The organism is Pseudomonas sp. RW409 (assembly GCF_003184125.1).
In the GTDB taxonomy this organism is placed as follows: domain Bacteria; phylum Pseudomonadota; class Gammaproteobacteria; order Pseudomonadales; family Pseudomonadaceae; genus Aquipseudomonas; species Aquipseudomonas chlororaphis_I.
Window position 1 is genome coordinate 265,129 of sequence record NZ_QHHP01000021.1, and the last position, 18,215, is coordinate 283,343.

The 18,215-nt window shown below is 60.8% G+C and carries 12 protein-coding genes, 2 tRNA genes and 2 rRNA genes; 6 read left to right on the forward strand and 10 right to left on the reverse strand.

Annotation, left to right across the window (positions count from 1 at the left end; all coding sequences use genetic code 11):
• Window positions 1–158: 158 nt before the first annotated feature.
• Together DK261_RS10005 and DK261_RS10010 are read left to right on the forward strand one after the other, a co-directional pair.
• The gene (locus DK261_RS10005) at window positions 159–1,859 is read left to right on the forward strand and encodes an acid phosphatase (protein WP_110175663.1); all 1,701 of its coding nucleotides are present in this window, start codon (window positions 159–161) and stop codon (window positions 1,857–1,859) included.
• 141 nt (window positions 1,860–2,000) lie between these two features.
• The gene (locus DK261_RS10010) at window positions 2,001–3,203 is read left to right on the forward strand and encodes a hypothetical protein (protein WP_009050865.1); all 1,203 of its coding nucleotides are present in this window, start codon (window positions 2,001–2,003) and stop codon (window positions 3,201–3,203) included.
• A gap of 103 nt (window positions 3,204–3,306) precedes the next feature.
• Here the strand turns inward: DK261_RS10010 and can are convergent, their stop codons facing one another.
• Window positions 3,307–3,951 carry a carbonate dehydratase gene (gene can, locus DK261_RS10015; RefSeq protein WP_009050866.1) on the reverse strand — a complete coding sequence of 215 codons (645 nt, stop codon included), beginning with the start codon at window positions 3,949–3,951 and terminating at the stop codon, window positions 3,307–3,309.
• A gap of 150 nt (window positions 3,952–4,101) precedes the next feature.
• Between can and DK261_RS10020 the strand changes: the two genes are divergently transcribed.
• The gene (locus DK261_RS10020; protein WP_016703647.1) at window positions 4,102–4,497 is read left to right on the forward strand and encodes a hypothetical protein; all 396 of its coding nucleotides are present in this window, start codon (window positions 4,102–4,104) and stop codon (window positions 4,495–4,497) included.
• 33 nt (window positions 4,498–4,530) lie between these two features.
• Here DK261_RS10020 and rimI read toward each other — a convergent pair whose 3' ends face one another.
• Both rimI and DK261_RS10030 read right to left on the reverse strand, forming a co-directional pair.
• Window positions 4,531–4,983 (reverse strand): ribosomal protein S18-alanine N-acetyltransferase, encoded by a 453-nt coding sequence (gene rimI / locus DK261_RS10025; RefSeq protein ID WP_007930137.1) that lies wholly within the window; start codon window positions 4,981–4,983, stop codon window positions 4,531–4,533.
• Window positions 4,976–5,761 (reverse strand): hypothetical protein, encoded by a 786-nt coding sequence (locus DK261_RS10030; RefSeq protein WP_028684162.1) that lies wholly within the window; start codon window positions 5,759–5,761, stop codon window positions 4,976–4,978. Before DK261_RS10030 ends, rimI begins: the two co-directional genes overlap by 8 nt.
• 181 nt (window positions 5,762–5,942) lie before the next feature.
• On the opposite strand from DK261_RS10030, the gene mksB reads away from it, so the two are divergent.
• Genes mksB through mksF form a run of 3 tightly spaced genes read left to right on the forward strand, consistent with a single transcriptional unit; the run spans window position 5,943 to window position 10,760 of the window.
• Complete coding sequence (mksB, locus tag DK261_RS10035; protein WP_036985445.1) at window positions 5,943–7,223, forward strand: Mks condensin complex protein MksB; 1,281 nt, start codon at window positions 5,943–5,945, stop codon at window positions 7,221–7,223.
• The gene (gene mksE / locus DK261_RS10040) at window positions 7,213–7,920 is read left to right on the forward strand and encodes an Mks condensin complex protein MksE (RefSeq protein WP_016703649.1); all 708 of its coding nucleotides are present in this window, start codon (window positions 7,213–7,215) and stop codon (window positions 7,918–7,920) included. The genes mksB and mksE overlap by 11 nt, the downstream gene beginning before the upstream one ends.
• Window positions 7,917–10,760 carry an Mks condensin complex protein MksF gene (gene mksF, locus DK261_RS10045; protein WP_009050871.1) on the forward strand — a complete coding sequence of 948 codons (2,844 nt, stop codon included), beginning with the start codon at window positions 7,917–7,919 and terminating at the stop codon, window positions 10,758–10,760. The genes mksE and mksF overlap by 4 nt, the downstream gene beginning before the upstream one ends.
• A 151-nt stretch (window positions 10,761–10,911) precedes the next feature.
• Here mksF and DK261_RS10050 read toward each other — a convergent pair whose 3' ends face one another.
• From DK261_RS10050 to DK261_RS10080, 7 genes are all read right to left on the reverse strand, one after another.
• Window positions 10,912–13,215, reverse strand: a complete 2,304-nt coding sequence (locus DK261_RS10050; RefSeq protein ID WP_016703650.1) for a PqiB family protein — start codon at window positions 13,213–13,215, stop codon at window positions 10,912–10,914.
• Window positions 13,208–13,831 carry a paraquat-inducible protein A gene (locus DK261_RS10055; RefSeq protein ID WP_007930128.1) on the reverse strand — a complete coding sequence of 208 codons (624 nt, stop codon included), beginning with the start codon at window positions 13,829–13,831 and terminating at the stop codon, window positions 13,208–13,210. The genes DK261_RS10050 and DK261_RS10055 overlap by 8 nt, the downstream gene beginning before the upstream one ends.
• Window positions 13,818–14,477, reverse strand: coding sequence for a paraquat-inducible protein A (locus DK261_RS10060; protein ID WP_110175664.1), 660 nt, complete (start codon window positions 14,475–14,477; stop codon window positions 13,818–13,820). The genes DK261_RS10055 and DK261_RS10060 overlap by 14 nt, the downstream gene beginning before the upstream one ends.
• A gap of 148 nt (window positions 14,478–14,625) precedes the next feature.
• Window positions 14,626–14,741 (reverse strand): 5S ribosomal RNA (rrf, locus tag DK261_RS10065).
• Between the two features lie 147 nt (window positions 14,742–14,888).
• Window positions 14,889–17,780, reverse strand: a 23S ribosomal RNA gene (locus DK261_RS10070).
• 239 nt (window positions 17,781–18,019) lie between these two features.
• A tRNA-Ala gene (locus DK261_RS10075) sits at window positions 18,020–18,095 on the reverse strand.
• 26 nt (window positions 18,096–18,121) lie between these two features.
• Window positions 18,122–18,198 (reverse strand) — tRNA-Ile (locus DK261_RS10080).
• Window positions 18,199–18,215: the final 17 nt, after the last annotated feature.

The window sequence follows — 18,215 nt, forward strand, 5'->3', positions numbered from 1 at the left end:
TCCTACAGAAGCAGCCCTACACGCTTTCCAGCCTCCCCCTACTATCTTCTAAGCCCCGTCCCAGAGCCTTTTCTGTAGTCTTTCCGTCATATTCGGTTGCTACCGTGCAGCCGAAATACTTTGTTACGAATTGATCGAAAGGTAATCAGGGACCCGGCATGAGCGACGAACACTCGAAAGACCCAGAACATTCCCAGGCCACTGAGCCCCCCACCGACACCAGCCGCCGGCGTTTTCTCGGCGGCGTAGCGGTGCTGGGTGTCGGCGCGACGCTCGGCGCCTGCGGCCACAACGACCCGGCGCCGGGCAAACCGGTAGAGCGCCCGCTGTCGCCCGCCGAGCTGGACCGGGCGCTGCGCGACAACGTGAAGAGCGTGGTGGTGATCTATGCCGAGAACCGCAGCTTCAACAACCTGTTCGCCGACTTCCCGGGCCTAGAAAAACCGCTCTCGGCCCTCAAGCCCGCCGACTATCAGCAGCGCGACCGCGACGGCAGCCTGTTGCAGACCTTGCCGCCGGTCTGGGGCGGTGTCGCCCAGGTCGGGCCCCAGGCCCTGGATGGCGTGACCTACCCGGTCGGCACCCAATACCAGGAACACCTGCCCAACGCACCCTTCGCCCTCAAGGGCCCCGATGGCCAAGACCTGCCCCTGGGCCTGGTCACCCGCGACCTGTGGCACGTGTTCTACCAGAACCAGATGCAGATCAACGGCGGCAAGAACGATGGTTTCGTCGCCTGGGCCGACTCCGGCGGCCTGCCCATGGGTCATTACGCCCAGAGCCGCTATGAGCTGCGCCTGTGGGATGTGGCCCGGGAGTTCGTGCTGTGCGACAACTTCTTCCAGGGCACCTTCGGCGGCTCGTTTCTCAACCACCAGTACCTGATCAGCGCCGCCGTGCCGTTTTATCCGGATGCGGCCAATTCGGTGGCCAAGCCGCAGATCGCCACCCTGCAGAGCGACGACCCGCTCGACAGCCGTCTCAAGCCGCTGGAGCCATCCCCGGCCAGCGCCATGAGCGGCCCGCCGCAATTCGGCCCGAGCCTGCTGACTCCGGATGGCTACGCGGTCAATACCATGGCCCCGCCGTACTGGCCGACCTGGATCCGCGACCCGCAGCGCCCGGCCTATGCCAAGGCCGACCTGCCCAATGTGCTGGTGCCGCAACGCCACGACACCATCGGCGACAAGCTCTCGCGCAAGGACATCGACTGGGCCTGGTACGCCGGCGCCTGGCAGGTCACGCTGGACGCCTACAAGGATTCGGCGGGGATTCCGAAGATCCCCAACTTCCAGTACCACCACCAGCCGTTCAACTACTTCGCGCAGTTCGGTCCCGAGCAGCCGAACGAACGCAACCACCATCTACGCGATGCGGGCCTGGGCGATGAGTCGGGCAGCAACCGCTTCCTCGCCGATGCCAAGGCCGGCAAGTTGCCGCCGGTGGCGTTCTACAAGCCCCAGGGCAACCTCAACATGCACGCCGGTTATGCCGATGTGGCCGCGGGCGACCGGCATATCGTGCGCGTCCTGAAGGTGCTGCGCGAAAGCCCGCAGTGGCAGAACATGGTGGTGATCGTCACGGTCGATGAAAACGGCGGCTGGTGGGACCACGTCGCCCCGCCCAAGGGCGACCGCTGGGGGCCGGGGACGCGCATCCCGGCGCTGGTGGTGTCGCCGTTCGCCCGCAAGGGCACGGTGGACCATACGGTGTACGACACCGCGTCGATCCTGCGGCTGATCACCCGGGTGTTCCAGCTCGAACCGCTCGACGGCCTCAAGCAACGGGACGCGGCGATGACCGCCCGGGGGCAGGCGCCCATGGGCGACCTGAGCAATGCCCTGCACTTCCCGGCCTGAACCGGCGGCAGCGGCCGCCCGGGCGGCCGTTTGCGGGTGCAGAAATGAAGATTTATTCCACCTTTTTCCTTGTCACCCGCTACTGTTTCAGGGTGGAACTTACCTCGCCCAGACGAGGCCTACGCTGACAAGGAGCCAAGCATGAAACTCACAGGATTGTCCCTTCCCCTCGCCGCCCTGACCCTGGGCGGCCTGACCCTAAGTAGCCTGACCCTGAGCACCGCAGCCCAGGCCAACGTCGATCTGAAGCTGGGCAACACCCAGCGTGTCACCCAGCTCTTCTCCTACCCCAACAACTGCAACGTGATCTGCTTCCGCAACTGGACGCTGGAACAGACCGTCGAGCACTACCTGACCCAAAGCGTGAAGCGCGATGGCTACAGCACCGCCAAGGTCAAGGTGAAGACCGATAACAACCAGCTGTACGCCAACATCAGCGGTGTGCCGAAGGACTATGGCAAGCCGCTGACCGCCCTGCTGGATGCCGGCGACCTGGCCTACAAGGGCGCCAGCAAACTCAACAGCGACGGCAAGTGGACCTACAGCTGGTACCTGTTCCTGCCCCTGGGCATGGCCCTGGAAAACCGCAAGAGCGTCGAGCTGCTGCACTTCCCGCCGGACTACTCGCTGACTCAAGCCCAGGACTACCTGAGATCGGCCACCACCGACCGCTGGGCCACCCTGCTCACCACCAATGGCATTCCCACCGAGCAGACCCCGGGCTACCAGACCATCATCGACATCGCGCCGATCGCCGCCCCGGCCACTGCCGGCAAGGACCTGGAAGGCGTCTACGGCTACTTCCAGGACTACCAGACCACCATGGTCAAGCAGGTCAGCCAGAACGCCAGCGGCGGCGCCCTGCCGATGGTGGCCTTCGGCGCGCCGGTGCGTAACTGGATCAAGCAGCAGTACGGCGCCACCGTGAGTGTGCTGGGCCTGGCGCAGATCAGCCCGAGCGCGGGCCTGAAGGTGCCGGTGCTGGGTTCCAACCACCCGAGTTACATCTGGTACGCGGCGGACCCGGAGAACTACGACGGTGACGAGGCCAAGGCCGATGCGGCCGGCTTGAAAGTGATGGGGCAGGACCTGAGCGCCGCCTGCTGGCAGGCCGGGATGGGCAGCAAGCCGGGCAGCGATCCGGCGGCACAACTCAAAAGCTGCACACAGAACTGGCAGGTGGCCAACAAAGAGCAGACCTGCGCTCTGTTCTACACCTCGATCCGTAAGCTGACGCCGGAGCAGGCCCAGGCCAAGTGCACCAGCGAGCCGGTACAGACCCAGCTGAAACAGTTGAAGGCGCCGGCACCGTCGATGAGTACCGAGGCACCGCCGCATATCTGACGGATAAGCGGTAACGGTACATCCCCATCGCGAGCAAGCTCGCTCCTACAGAACGGCACATCGCCCGTAGGAGCGAGCTTGCTCGCGATGGGTTTTCAGCGCCTCAGAGCGCCCCGACCGGACGCAGGCGGTACTGCGGCGGCAGTTGCTCGAAGCCACTGATGGTGGCGTTCAGGCTCTTCCAGCGGCCGTCCTTGATGCCATAGATGCAACCGTGGATCGACAGGCTCTGCCCACGATGCCAGGCGTTTTGCACGATGCTGGTGTGGCCGACGTTGGCCACTTGCTGGATCACGTTCAGCTCACAGAGGCGGTCGACCCGCTCTTCCTCGGTGGCCAGTTGCCCCAGCACTTCGCGATGTTCGTAGTACAGGTCGCGAATCGAGCGCAGCCAGCCATCGATCAGGCCCAGCTGGCGATCCTGCATCGAGGCGCGCACACCGCCACAGCCGTAGTGGCCGGTAACCAGGATGTGTTTGACCTTGAGCACGTCCACCGCGTACTGGATCACCGACAGGCAATTGAGGTCAGTGTGCAGCACCACGTTGGCCACGTTGCGGTGTACGAACAGATCCCCGGGCAGCATGCCAACGATCTCGTTGGCCGGCACACGGGCGTCCGAACAGCCGATCCACAGGTATTCCGGCGTCTGCTGGCGAGCCAGCTTGGAGAAGAAGTCAGGATCTTCCTGCTTGATCGCTTCGGCCCAACGCTCGTTGTTATCAATCAGGTCTTGTAGTTCGTTCATGCTGTGAAACCTCAGGATTGATGCGTTGCTATGACAGACGACCGTCTATCGGGGTCACGCGCGTCTATGCAGATACCGCTTATCCACCCCTTTGAATCTTGCAGGGTCTGGTGGGTCCACTCTTTAAGCCCGAAAGTATGAGCAACCGTCATGACTGAATCACGACGTCCCTATGGTGCGCCTCAGCCCGAGCCCATCGACGACAACGAAGACCGCATGGGTTCCATGGAAGAGCTGGACTTCGATGAAGAAGAACCCGGCGCCAGGGTCGGCGACCCTGCTTCCAGCTCTGTGGAGCATCGTACTCCCCACCGGCACATCCATGGCTCCAGCCTGACCGGCAACGCCGATGAGGAGCCCAACGACGATGAACTGACCCCGGAAAACCTGATCCGCGAAGACGGCGCCCGCTCCGCCCATGAAGCCGGTGAAGACCAGCCGGCCGACTGGGACCTGAGCATTGTCGATGAAGACGATATCGGCGGCGGCAATGGCCTGGACGAAGCAGAACTGGCCCATAGCGACCCGCTGGACGGCAAACCCTGACCCGTCTGCCCTACGTAACGGGTTGATACTTCGTCAATCGACCAGGGTGCAGGCCATCACCAGCGCATCTTCGCGCCCGCCTGTCGCCGGATAGTAATCCCGGCGACGGCCGACCTCGTTGAAACCGTAGCGCTCGTACAGCCGATAGGCGGTCTGGTTGCTGGAGCGCACCTCGAGGAAGCACTCACGCGCGTCTTTCTGGTAAGCACGCTTCATCAGCTCTTCCAGCAGGCGCAGGCCCAGGCCGCGGCCCTGGTTTTCCGGCTTGACGGTGATATTGAGCAGGTGGGCTTCGTCGATGATCACCTGGATCACCCCGTGGCCGACCTGCTGGCTGCCTTCGAACATCAGCCAGACTTCATAGGACTTCAGGGCGTCGGTGAAAATGCCGCGGGTCCAGGGATGGCTGAACGCCGCGTATTCGATTTTCAGGATGGCATCCAGATCCGCCTCGGTGGCCTGGCGGAACGATAAAGCGTCACTCATTGCTACTTTTCCAACGCGCCATCAGCCGACGCATGGCTTGCCAGACATCAGCCTTACGCTGTGGCTCTTCCATTAATAATTCCAGCCCGGGCAGCGCCCAGGCCGAGCCCAGGCCTTCGACCTGGAGTTCACGGTTGTAGGCTTGCGCATCGGCCTCGCCCGCGAAACGTACCGCCGGCAGGCCGATCAGCCACAGGCAGACGCAAGGTTCTTCTTCGACCCGCGCCCCGACAAAGGCCTGGACGAAATCCCGCGCTGCGTCCGGCCCCTGGTCGAGGTTGCCGCGGGTCAGCATCGGCCAGCGCACCGGCTCGGCGAGGATCTGCGGGCTGTCCGGCAGGCCGGCGGCGCGCAGCATGTCCTTGAGCAGCAGGTAGGCCGGGTCGCGGCTCTGGAAGGCTTCGCCTGTGGGTAACTCCACCAGCAGCAGGCAACGGCCGGCGCGCAGCAATTGCAAGGCGAAACGCGGTGGCGGCACGGGCGGGGCCTTGACCGGTGCCGGGGCCTCCTCCGCCTCCTCCACGGGCTTGCTGACCGGACGAACGGCAGCGCTGCCGGGACGCGGCACTTCGATTTTCGGTCGTTCGGCAGGCTTGGCCACAGGCTCGGCAACCGTTTTGGCCACAGGTGCAGGGGCTGCCGGGGCCTCGACCACGGGCTCGGCAATCACCAGCAACTCGGGACGGGACGGCGCCGCAAAGGGCAATTCGGTGCGCGGCAGCCAGCTGACCACCTGCATGGCGGACAGATAAGCGCGACGGCGGGACTCGATAAGCAAAGGTCGGCCACTTGTGGATAACTGAAGTGGGGGGATTCTACCGTCCTTCGTCGAAGATCGCCCGCAGTTGATTCGCCACAAAAAACGCCCGTCCAGCCCATGACAAGACCGAGGGGTGAATCGTCAGCCTTCCGATGCAGTACAATCGCCGCTTTTCATTGCCAACCAGCCGGCCATTCCGATGATCGAACCCAAGCGCGTGTTGCGCGCCCTCGCCGAACACTGGGCACTTCTGGAGCCACTGTGCGAGCACTTCGACCAAGGCACCCTGAGCCTCGCCGAACTGCGTTCACAGCTGGCCGCACAGCAAATTGACAGTACGCCACAGGACATTACCAGCCTGCTGGATGTATGGATCCGCCTGGATATCCTGGTTCCGGTGGCGAAAAGCCCGAACCGTTTCGAGCTCAACGCGCAGATCCACGACTTCCTCGCCTACCTGCGGCGCGAGCACCGCCTGGGCCTGTGCCTGGAAATCGAAGCCTACCTGCGCCACCTCGAGCGCCTGGCCGGTTATATCCAGGACGCCTTCGACATCCGCGACGGCCACGACCTGGCCCGCCAGCTGCGCCTGCTGGACATGCGCGTGCGCGATGTCCTGAAAAAGCTCGCCAACGACGAACAGGCCCTGGTGGCCGTCGCCGAACGGGCCAAGACCAGCGACCGGCAGATCCCCCTGCGCCAGCGGTACGCCGAGGTACTGGCCACCTGGGACGAATACGTCGAACCGATGATCCAGCTGGTGAACGCCGACGGCGCCTTCGAGCAAGGCGTGCGCAAGGTCGAGAACGTGCTGCTGCGCATGCTCACCGAACAGCAGCGCCTGGGCCAGCTGGTGGACGACGACATGCTGCTGCGCACCCACGCGCGGATCCTGGAAATGCAGACCAGCGCCCAGCTGACCCTGCGTCACGCCCGGGAACTGCTGTTGCCGCTGCGTGAAGAAGCCCGCCGGCACAACGCCGTGACCCGTGGCGCGGCCCTGGCCCTGTCGGCCATCCGCCGCAAGGGCATCGACGCCGTGCCGCAAGCGGCCATGCCGCTGTTCACCCGCCCGCAGAGCACCTTCCTCGGCAGCTCCGGCCAGGTCGAGGCCTATGTCTACGCCCTGGCCAGCTTCGAGCCGAAGCCGACGCGCTTCCCCAAGGCACACAAGAGCCACAAGGGTGGCGATGCGCCACGGGCGCCGCGCACGGTGCGCGAGATGCTCGACCGCTGCGAAGACGCGCTGCCGATGCCGGACCTGATGACCTGGCTGCTGGAACAGGAACCGGACGGCGCCACCGACGAGCTGCTGTACTGGTTCTCCCGCCTGTCGCGGGAAAAACGCTTCAAGCGCGAGCGTCTGGAACGCCGCGACTACCACACCCACGAGCACCAGGTCAGCCTGCGCTCCTTCGCCCTGCTCTCGGCCCGCGATGACGCCGCCGAGAATTCTGCGAGCACTCCCCATGCATCTTGATCTTTCCGAACTGTCCCAGCTGGCGCCGATCTTTCGCGAGCTGTTCAAGGGCTATCACATCAGCCGCCGTGACCCGGAGCTGTATTCCCAGCTGTCGAACTTCCAGGACCAGTACCGCACCCTGTTCAAGGCCCTGGGCTTCGAACTGGTCTGCGACACCCGTGGCTTCTACTACTTCGTGCCGGAAAACGCCGCCGCCCAGGTGAACAAGACCGCCCAGCGCCTGGCGCTGTTCACCTTCATCCTGGTGGAACACCTGGCCGACCAGGGCCGCGACCCGGTCGCCGTGCTCGACGGCGGCAGCCTCGCCCGCGACGAACTGCCGTCGTTGCTGGAGAAGTACCGCGACCTGTTCATCCAGGCCGAAGTACAGACCCATGAAGAACTGGAAGAAAAAATCATGCGGCGCATGACCCAACTGGGTTTTGCCGGCGAGGAGCCGGGCATCTACCGCTTCCTGCCGCCGATGCACCGCTTCCTCGACGTCTGCCTGTCGGTGCAGCAGGACCGTGACCTGGCCGCCAGCCTGCACAGCGTGCTGCCGTTGCCGACGCCGGTACTGATCGACGAAGACAGCGACGAAAAACTGCTGCAGACCGACGATCCGCTGGACCTCAGCGAATTCGTCGAGTCCGAAGAAAGTGAAGAAGACGCACTGGCCCGCGCCATTGCCGAAGAACAGGAGCTCGACGCATGAGCAAGGAACGCTACGGCATCCGCCGCTTTGCCCTTTTGAACACCGCCGGCTACAGCCTGGGCCTGTTCCCGCTGGAAGAGCCGCTGTCGGTCTACGGCGCGAACAACCTGGGTAAGTCGGCTTCGATCAACGCCCTGCAATTCCCGATCCTGGCGCGCATGTCGGACATGAGCTTCGGCAAGTACAGCCTGGAACAATCGCGGCGTTTCTACTTCGCCACCGATACCAGCTACATCCTGGTGGAAGTGTCCCTGCCCCATGGCCCGCACGTGATCGGCGTGGCCGGGCGCGGTCCGGGCGGCAGTTTCGGTCACCAGTTCTTCGCCTATGCCGGCTCGCTGGACCTGGCGCATTACCAGAAGGACGACACCTGCCTGCGACTGAAAGAGCTGTTCACCAACCTTGAGCGCCAGGGCCTGAAGGCTTATGAACTCAAGCCGGATGAACTGCGTCGCTTGCTGGTGGGCGGGCATACCTCGATTCCGCTGGACCTGACCCTGATCCCGCTGCGCTCCACCAGCGAGCAGAGCCTGAAAACCTTCCGCGCGCTGTTCATCAACCTGCTGCACATGCGCGAAATCACCGCGGCCAAGCTCAAGCAACTGTTCCTCGACGCCTTCGAGCACAGCCTGCGCTCCGGCAGCGTCGACTACATCGCCGCCTGCGAAGAAGCCTTCCGTGACGTGCGCCGCATGGAGCAGGACTACAACTCGCTGGTGGCCGCGGGCCCCCTGGTGGAAGCCCTGGGCAACGGCGTAAAGCAGCGCGACATCCTGCGCGGCAAACTGCATCGCCTGTCACCACTGCTCGATTCGCTGCTGGGCACCTGGTCCGACTACGCCAGTGCACGCAAGGAAGAGCTGACCGTCCAGGCCGAGCACTACCGCAACGAACAGGACGCGCTGCAGAACGACCAGCGCAGCAGCACCCAGGAAATGATGCGCCTGGAACGGGAAATCACCGGCACCCAGCGCTGGCTCGGCGAACTCTCGGTGCTCAAGCATCGTTTCGCCCTGGTGGACGACGTCAAGGTCCTGGAGCAGCAACTGCTGGCGGCCAAGGATGCCCACGACGAACTGGCCGGCGCCCTGGCCCAGTCCCGGCAATTCTCCGCCGAGGACCTGGAAGAGCGTCTGCGCGACCTGGAAAAACGCCTGAAGTCGGTCAAGCAGCAGCTCGATAACGCCGACAACAATAGCTATGCGCGCCTGCGCGAGGAGTTCTCCCAGCAGGACGTCGAGCGCCTGATGCGCCTGTTCAACAGCCAATTGTTCAGTCTGCCGCTGGGCGAACACGGCATCGCCCTGGACGAGAACGGCGACTGGGTCAAATCCGTGGAGCTGATCCTCGATGGCTTCAAGGGCGAGCGCTTCGAAGTGCCGGGCCTGTCCATCGACATTTCCCACATCGAACCGCCGGCCTTGCAGGCCCTGGCTGACCGCGCAGCGCTGCGCGACCAGAAAGAGCGCCTGGACAAAGAACTCAAGCAGTTGAAAACCCAGGCCGCGGTGGCCGCCGACCGCGCCGCGAGCAAGACCCAGACCGAAGCGCTGTACCAGCAGGTGCTGGATGCGCAGAAAGCCCTGGAAGACTTCCGCCGCGCCCAGACCCTGAGCGCCGAGGAAGGCGAGAAGCTGGAACAGCTGGCACAGATGGAGGCCGCCCAGGACGAACTCAAGCGCTCCAGCGACGCCTTCACCGAACGCGTCCAGCAACTGTCGGCCAAGCTGCAACTGGTAGGCCGGCAGATCAGCGACATGGAAGCCAAGCAACGTACCCTCGACGACGCCCTGCGCCGTCGTCAGCTGTTGCCGGCGGACCTGCCGTTCGGCACACCGTTCATGGAGCCAGTGGACGACTCCATGGACAACCTGCTGCCCCTGCTCAACGACTACCAGGACAGCTGGCAGGGTCTGCAGCGGGTCGATGGCCAGATCGAGGCGCTGTACGCCCAGGTGCGCCTCAAGGGCGTGGCCAAGTTCGACAGCGAAGACGACATGGAGCGCCGCCTGCAACTGCTGATCAACGCCTATGCGCACCGCACCGACGAAGCCCTGACCCTGGGCAAGGCGCGTCGCGCAGCCGTCACCGACATCGCCCGGACCCTGCGCAACATCCGCAGCGACTACGACAGCCTCGAGCACCAGCTGGCGCTGTTCAACCGCGAGATCAACAAACGCCAGGTGTCCAACCTGCAGAGCTTCCGCATCGTGCTCGCGCCGAACAAGGAAGCCCTCAAGCACATCGACCAGATCATCCACAGCGCCGGCCAGTACGAGGAAGGCGAGACCCTGTCGGTGTTCGACCTGAGCCAGAGCGCCGAGCAGGACAACAAGAACGAAGAGGCCAAGGAATACCTGGCGCGCCTGGTAGCGGCCAACCATAACCAGTTGGGTCTGAAGGACCTGTTCGAGCTGGCGTTCGAGATCACCAAGGTCAATGGCCAGCCGGTGATCCACACCGATATCGATGGCGCGGCGTCCAACGGCACCACCATGACCATCAAGGCGCTGACCAACATGTACCTGTTGCTGCACTTGATGGATCGCGAGCAGGCCGGGCGCATTCGCCTGCCGTACTACCTCGACGAGGCCGCGGACATCGACGAGAAGAACCAGGCAGCGCTGCTGGAAACCAGCCTGCAACTGGGCTTCGTGCCGATCCTGGCCAGTGTGAAGCCGCAGGTCTCGGCCCAGGTCGCCATCGACCTGGAAGGCGGCAGCGGCCCGAACGGTATCTACATCGACGAGGCGGACTGGAAGTACATCCGTCGTCACGATCAGGTCAAGGCCACCCGGAACGTCGAGCCGGAAGCCGAGGCGGAGCTGGACGAGGTGTAACCCGCCCGAAGCCGTAAAACAAAAAGGCCGTGATCTTTCGATCACGGCCTTTTTTGCTTCTGTAGGAACGAGCGGATGGCGATCCGACTTGCCTGCGATAGCGATGCATCTGTCAGATCGCCATCGCGGGCAAGCCTCGCTCCTACAAGGGTTACTTAGCCAATGGAATTTTCGGCGCCCAGGTCAGCCACTCGTCCTCGAATTTGTCGAACAACGGGAAGGTCTGCTCCGGCCGCGCCGGGCTGCCCATGCGCTCGCCATCCGGCGTGGCAAAGGCGATACCGCCCTGGATCAGGGTTTCCAGCGACTCGGTGCGAACCGTCGCGCCCTTGAACAGGCCGATGTCGATACCGAATCCGCTGCTGTTCCAGAAGCGCGTGCCGCCACGCACCAGCGGCGCGTACTTGGGCTCGATCAGGATATGGATCAGGACCCGGTCGGCGGTCTGGCCCAGCTCGTAGCCCGTGACCTTGCCCACCGTCACTTCACGGTAGGTCACCGGTACGCCGATCTTCAGCGAGCCCCGACGCTCTGCGCTCAGCACCAGGCTCAGGCCGGCCTCGGCGACCGCGGCTTCCGGTGGCTGGGGCAAGGCGACAAAGCTGGTTTGCGCGCCGAGGTTCTTCGCCGCCGGCTGCACTTCGATGTACTGCCCGGTCACCAGGGTTTCCAGGTTGGCGGTCTTGATCAACCCAAGCTCCGGCTTGACCACCCAGAACTGGCTGCCAACCCGCGCGATACGCTCCGGCACTTCGGTGATCCGGGCCTTGAGCAGCACCGACTGCAGGTCGCCGCTCAGGTCAACGTCTTCGACCTTGCCGACATCCAGGCCCTTGAAGCGGATAGGCGTGCCCGAACGCAGGCCATCGGCGCGATCGACCTTGATGCTGATCAGCGTGCCCTTCTGCGTCGCCTGCTCCTTGTCGGCATACAGGCGGAAACGCGGGATACGCTTTTTCAGCGGCACATTGGGTTCCGGCGTGTCGAAGGCGATACCGCCGGCCATCAGGCTTTGCAGCGACTCGCTCTTGACCTGGATGCCGCCGGTCAGGCCACCGGTCAAGGTGACGCCGCTGGCGTTCCAGAAGCGCGTCGAACCGTTCACCAGCCCTTCGTATTCCTTCTCGATGTGCACGCCGATCACCAACTGCTTGCGGGTCCGCGAGAATTGGTAGCTCTGCACCGAGCCGACCTTGACCTGCTTGTACAGAATCGGGCTGCCCACCTCCAGCGAACCGAGGTTTTCAGTAAACAGCACCAGGTGCAGGCCAGGGGAGCGCAGGTCCAGCGGCGGCGCCTTGGGCCGCGCCTCGAACTCGCGTTGCGGAGCGCCGCCCTTGTCACCGGGACGCACCGCGATGTAGTTGCCTTTGACCAGGGCCTCCAGACCCGTGATGCCGGCCAGGGAGATCGAAGGCTTGACCACCCAGAACTGGGTGCCTTGTACCAGGTAATCCTCGGCCAAGGGGTCCAGGGTCAGCTCCGCCGTGGCGCTGGACAGATCGGGGTCGACCTTGAGGGCCTTCAGGTTACCGACCTGGATTCCCTTGTACATGACTGGCGTGCGGCCTGCCTGGAGCCCTTCGAAATCGCTCAGTTTGACCTTGACCCGGATGCCCGCCTGCGCCGCGTCGAAGTCTTCGTAGAGACGGAACGGCAGGGTCGGGTCGGTGGGCGGGCTGTCCCGGCGATTCTCCGGGGTAGCGAAGGCGATACCCCCAGCGACGATGCTGGCCAGGGATTCGCTACGCACTTTCACACCGGAGAGGTTGGCGTCGATACTGATGCCGCTGGCGTTCCAGAAACGCGTATGTTTACGCACCAGATTGGCGTAGGTCGGCTCGATAAAGACTTTGATCTCGACCGTGTTCTGGTCTTCGGAGAGCAGGTAGCTTTTCACCTGGCCCACCTGGATCTGCTTGTAGAACACCGGGCTGCCGCGGTTCAGTGAGCCCAGGCGATCCGCCTTGATGGTCAGGTGCAGACCCGGCTTGGCATCCGATAGCGGCGGCTCTTCGGCCAGCGCCTTGAACTTGCGCGCATTCTCGCCCTCGCCCGGGCTGATGGCGATGTAGTTACCCGAAACCAGTGTTTCCAGGCCGGTGATCCCGGCCAGGGTCACGCTCGGCTTGACCAGCCAGAAACGGGTGCTGCTTTTCAGGTATTGCTGGACGTCCTTGTTCATCTCGACGGTGGCAATCACCCCTCTGGTGTTGCCTTCGTCATCCAGGGCCAGGGCCTTGACCTTGCCCACCGACATCCCTTTGTAGACCACTTCGGTCTTGTTGGCCTGGATGCCCTCGCCACTTTCAAAGCGCACCTGGATCTCGATACCCGTCTGGTTATAGGCACGCCAGCCCAACCATCCACCGATCACCAGCGCGATCAGGGGCAGGACCCAGATGGCCGACCAGTTCGAAGCCGGACGGGTTTTAGCTTTAGGCAAATCACTCATTGTCGTCGTCCGACTCCGTGTTATCCCAGATCAGTCGGGGATCAAAAGTTACTGCGGCGAGCATCGTCAGAATCACCACGCTGGCAAAGGCCACCGCACCGAGATTGGCCTCGATGCTGGCAAGTCGACCGAAATTCACCACCGCCACCAGGATGGCGATCACAAAGATATCCAGCATCGACCAGCGGCCGATGAACTCGATAAAGCGGTACATCCAAATGCGTTGCCGCGCCGATAACGGCTGGTGGCGCTGGACCGAAAACAGCAACAGGGCAATCCCCACCAGTTTGAAAGTGGGCACCAAAATACTGGCGATGAACACCACCGCGGCAATCGGGATCATGCCGTGCTGCACCAGTACGATCACCCCCGACATGATGGTGCTGGGATCACCCTGGCCGAGCGACGTGACCGTCATGATCGGCAGCACATTGGCCGGGATGTACAGGATTGCCGCGGTAATCAGCAGCGCCCAGGTACGCATGATGCTGTTGGGGCGACGAGCATGCACCAGGGCCCCGCAGCGGGTGCAGGTCTGCTCATCGGTATCGGGTTCCTGCCTGTTCAGCTCATGGCATTCGTTACAGACCAGAATGCCCGCATCAATTGCTCTCATGCGCATCCTCCCCCGCCAAGGCATCCCATATCTGATGGGGCGACATGACCACCTCCAGCCACACCTGAACCAATAACAAACTGACAAAACATACCAGCCCCAGGCCGACCGTCATGGCAGCCAGGTCCGCCAGCTTGACGATGGCGACCAATACGCCCATCAGGTAGACCTCGAGCATGCCCCAGTCCCGCAAGTGGTGGTAAATGCGGTACAGCAGCAGGCCGTAACTGCGACCTATGTCCAGGCGAATGCTCAGGAGCACGAACAACTGGCAGATCAGCTTGAGCAGCGGAATACCCATGCTGCAGAGAAACACCACCACCGCCACGCCCTGCATATCGGTATTAAACAAACCGACGACGCCGCTCCACACGGTGTCATCAGAGGATTGTCCGAGTAGATTGAGCTGCATGATGGGTAAAAAGTTCGCGGGGACATAGAGCAGTAGCGCGGCAATAACCAATGCCAGGCTGCGGTCCACGACATTATGGCGGTGTGCATATAGCTCGTAACCACAGCGGGGGCACTGGGCTTTTTCTCCGTGGGCCAGCTCTGGCTTGCGCATCAGCAAGTCGCATTCGTGGCAGGCCACCAGGTCGTCCAGCGGCAACTCCGACAGCCCGGGGGCGTCAACCGTATCTGACATACAAGGCTCTGGCTCTGAAAAGGCGTGGAGCTATTCTAGAGGTCCGTCCCGAAAATAACTGTGCAAAATTGTTTGGAGATAAGAACCGTTTTTCTGCGCACAAAAACAAAACCCCAACTGCTTTCGCAATTGGGGTTTCGGAATTTAATCTTGACGATGACCTACTCTCACATGGGGAAACCCCACACTACCATCGGCGATGCATCGTTTCACTGCTGAGTTCGGGATGGGATCAGGTGGTTCCAATGCTCTATGGTCGTCAAGAAATTCGGTGTGCCGACTCGTCTTTCGACGCTTCAGCAAATTGGGTATGTAATAGCTTTGTGGTGCTTTTGTGAGCAGCGCAAACTTTCGGTTCGTTTCGTCTTCACACACCGCAACTCGCTCTTAAGCAAATTGCTTGGGTGTTATATGGTCAAGCCTCACGGGCAATTAGTATTGGTTAGCTCAACGCCTCACAGCGCTTACACACCCAACCTATCAACGTCGTAGTCTTCGACGGCCCTTCAGGGAACTCAAGGTTCCAGTGAGATCTCATCTTGAGGCAAGTTTCCCGCTTAGATGCTTTCAGCGGTTATCTTTTCCGAACATAGCTACCCGGCAATGCCACTGGCGTGACAACCGGAACACCAGAGGTTCGTCCACTCCGGTCCTCTCGTACTAGGAGCAGCCCCTCTCAAATCTCAAACGTCCACGGCAGATAGGGACCGAACTGTCTCACGACGTTCTAAACCCAGCTCGCGTACCACTTTAAATGGCGAACAGCCATACCCTTGGGACCGGCTTCAGCCCCAGGATGTGATGAGCCGACATCGAGGTGCCAAACACCGCCGTCGATATGAACTCTTGGGCGGTATCAGCCTGTTATCCCCGGAGTACCTTTTATCCGTTGAGCGATGGCCCTTCCATACAGAACCACCGGATCACTAAGACCTACTTTCGTACCTGCTCGACGTGTCTGTCTCGCAGTCAAGCGCGCTTTTGCCTTTATACTCTACGACCGATTTCCGACCGGTCTGAGCGCACCTTCGTACTCCTCCGTTACTCTTTAGGAGGAGACCGCCCCAGTCAAACTACCCACCATACACTGTCCTCGATCCGGATAACGGACCTGAGTTAGAACCTCAAAGTTGCCAGGGTGGTATTTCAAGGATGGCTCCACGCGAACTGGCGTCCACGCTTCAAAGCCTCCCACCTATCCTACACAAGCAAATTCAAAGTCCAGTGCAAAGCTATAGTAAAGGTTCACGGGGTCTTTCCGTCTAGCCGCGGATACACTGCATCTTCACAGCGATTTCAATTTCACTGAGTCTCGGGTGGAGACAGCGCCGCCATCGTTACGCCATTCGTGCAGGTCGGAACTTACCCGACAAGGAATTTCGCTACCTTAGGACCGTTATAGTTACGGCCGCCGTTTACCGGGGCTTCGATCAAGAGCTTCGCGTTAGCTAACCCCATCAATTAACCTTCCGGCACCGGGCAGGCGTCACACCCTATACGTCCACTTTCGTGTTTGCAGAGTGCTGTGTTTTTAATAAACAGTCGCAGCGGCCTGGTATCTTCGACCGGCATGGGCTTACGGAGCAAGTCCTTCACCCTCACCGGCGCACCTTCTCCCGAAGTTACGGTGCCATTTTGCCTAGTTCCTTCACCCGAGTTCTCTCAAGCGCCTTGGTATTCTCTACCCAACCACCTGTGTCGGTTTGGGGTACGGTTCCTAGTTATCTGAAGCTTAGAAGCTTTTCTTGGAAGCATGGCATCAACCACTTCGTCACCTAAAAGGTAACTCGTCATCAGCTCTCGGCCTTAGAACCCCGGATTTACCTAAGATTCCAGCCTACCACCTTAAACTTGGACAACCAACGCCAAGCTGGCCTAGCCTTCTCCGTCCCTCCATCGCAATAACTAGAAGTACAGGAATATTAACCTGTTTTCCATCGACTACGCTTTTCAGCCTCGCCTTAGGGACCGACTAACCCTGCGTCGATTAACGTTGCGCAGGAAACCTTGGTCTTTCGGCGTGGGTGTTTTTCACACCCATTGTCGTTACTCATGTCAGCATTCGCACTTCTGATACCTCCAGCAAGCTTCTCAACTCACCTTCACAGGCTTACAGAACGCTCCTCTACCGCATCACTTACGTGATACCCGTAGCTTCGGTGTATGGTTTGAGCCCCGTTACATCTTCCGCGCAGGCCGACTCGACTAGTGAGCTATTACGCTTTCTTTAAAGGGTGGCTGCTTCTAAGCCAACCTCCTAGCTGTCTAAGCCTTCCCACATCGTTTCCCACTTAACCATAACTTTGGGACCTTAGCTGACGGTCTGGGTTGTTTCCCTTTTCACGACGGACGTTAGCACCCGCCGTGTGTCTCCCATGCTCGGCACTTGTAGGTATTCGGAGTTTGCATCGGTTTGGTAAGTCGGGATGACCCCCTAGCCGAAACAGTGCTCTACCCCCTACAGTGATACATGAGGCGCTACCTAAATAGCTTTCGAGGAGAACCAGCTATCTCCGAGCTTGATTAGCCTTTCACTCCGATCCACAGGTCATCCGCTAACTTTTCAACGGTAGTCGGTTCGGTCCTCCAGTCAGTGTTACCTAACCTTCAACCTGCCCATGGATAGATCGCCCGGTTTCGGGTCTATACCCAGCGACTAAACGCCCTATTAAGACTCGCTTTCGCTACGCCTCCCCTATTCGGTTAAGCTCGCCACTGAATATAAGTCGCTGACCCATTATACAAAAGGTACGCAGTCACAGAACAAAGTCTGCTCCCACTGCTTGTACGCATACGGTTTCAGGATCTATTTCACTCCCCTCTCCGGGGTTCTTTTCGCCTTTCCCTCACGGTACTAGTTCACTATCGGTCAGTCAGTAGTATTTAGCCTTGGAGGATGGTCCCCCCATATTCAGACAAAGTTTCTCGTGCTCCGTCCTACTCGATTTCATGACTAAGAGACTTTCGCGTACAGGGCTATCACCCACTATGGCCGCACTTTCCAGAGCGTTCCGCTAATCTCAAAGCCACTTAAGGGCTAGTCCCCGTTCGCTCGCCACTACTAAGGGAATCTCGGTTGATTTCTTTTCCTCAGGGTACTTAGATGTTTCAGTTCCCCTGGTTCGCCTCTTGCACCTATGTATTCAGTACAAGATAACCATCTTATGATGGCTGGGTTCCCCCATTCAGACATCTCCGGATCAAAGTCTGTTTGCCGACTCCCCGAAGCTTTTCGCAGGCTACCACGTCTTTCATCGCCTCTGACTGCCAAGGCATCCACCGTATGCGCTTCTTCACTTGACCATATAACCCCAAGCAATCTGGTTATACTGTGAAGACGACATTCGCCGAAAATTCGCGATTAAACTCACAAATTTTACCTTAGCCTGAATAAACACCAGTGAAAGTGCTATCCAGTCTATCTTTCTATCACATACCCAAATTTTTAAAGAACGATTCTGATAAAGATCAGAAATCAACATTCATCGCCTATCAGCGGAATGCTCATTTCTAAGCTTTAAACGATGGACACCAATCTGTAATGGTGGAGCCAAGCGGGATCGAACCGCTGACCTCCTGCGTGCAAGGCAGGCGCTCTCCCAGCTGAGCTATGGCCCCGTATCGCTACAGGGTGCACCAGTAATTGGTGGGTCTGGGCAGATTCGAACTGCCGACCTCACCCTTATCAGGGGTGCGCTCTAACCAACTGAGCTACAGACCCAATCGTCTTCTTCAATG

Bases quoted from the DNA above. Each gene is read 5' to 3' on its own strand.
- DK261_RS10050 (WP_016703650.1), bottom strand. From the start codon at position 13,215: ATGAGTGATTTGCCTAAAGCTAAAACCCGTCCGGCTTCGAACTGGTCG.
- DK261_RS10005 (WP_110175663.1), top strand. From the start codon at position 159: ATGAGCGACGAACACTCGAAAGACCCAGAACATTCCCAGGCCACTGAG.
- can (WP_009050866.1), bottom strand. From the start codon at position 3,951: ATGAACGAACTACAAGACCTGATTGATAACAACGAGCGTTGGGCCGAA.
- DK261_RS10010 (WP_009050865.1), top strand. From the start codon at position 2,001: ATGAAACTCACAGGATTGTCCCTTCCCCTCGCCGCCCTGACCCTGGGC.
- DK261_RS10060 (WP_110175664.1), bottom strand. From the start codon at position 14,477: ATGTCAGATACGGTTGACGCCCCCGGGCTGTCGGAGTTGCCGCTGGAC.
- mksE (WP_016703649.1), top strand. From the start codon at position 7,213: ATGCATCTTGATCTTTCCGAACTGTCCCAGCTGGCGCCGATCTTTCGC.
- mksF (WP_009050871.1), top strand. From the start codon at position 7,917: ATGAGCAAGGAACGCTACGGCATCCGCCGCTTTGCCCTTTTGAACACC.
- mksB (WP_036985445.1), top strand. From the start codon at position 5,943: ATGATCGAACCCAAGCGCGTGTTGCGCGCCCTCGCCGAACACTGGGCA.
- DK261_RS10020 (WP_016703647.1), top strand. From the start codon at position 4,102: ATGACTGAATCACGACGTCCCTATGGTGCGCCTCAGCCCGAGCCCATC.
- DK261_RS10055 (WP_007930128.1), bottom strand. From the start codon at position 13,831: ATGAGAGCAATTGATGCGGGCATTCTGGTCTGTAACGAATGCCATGAG.
- rimI (WP_007930137.1), bottom strand. From the start codon at position 4,983: ATGAGTGACGCTTTATCGTTCCGCCAGGCCACCGAGGCGGATCTGGAT.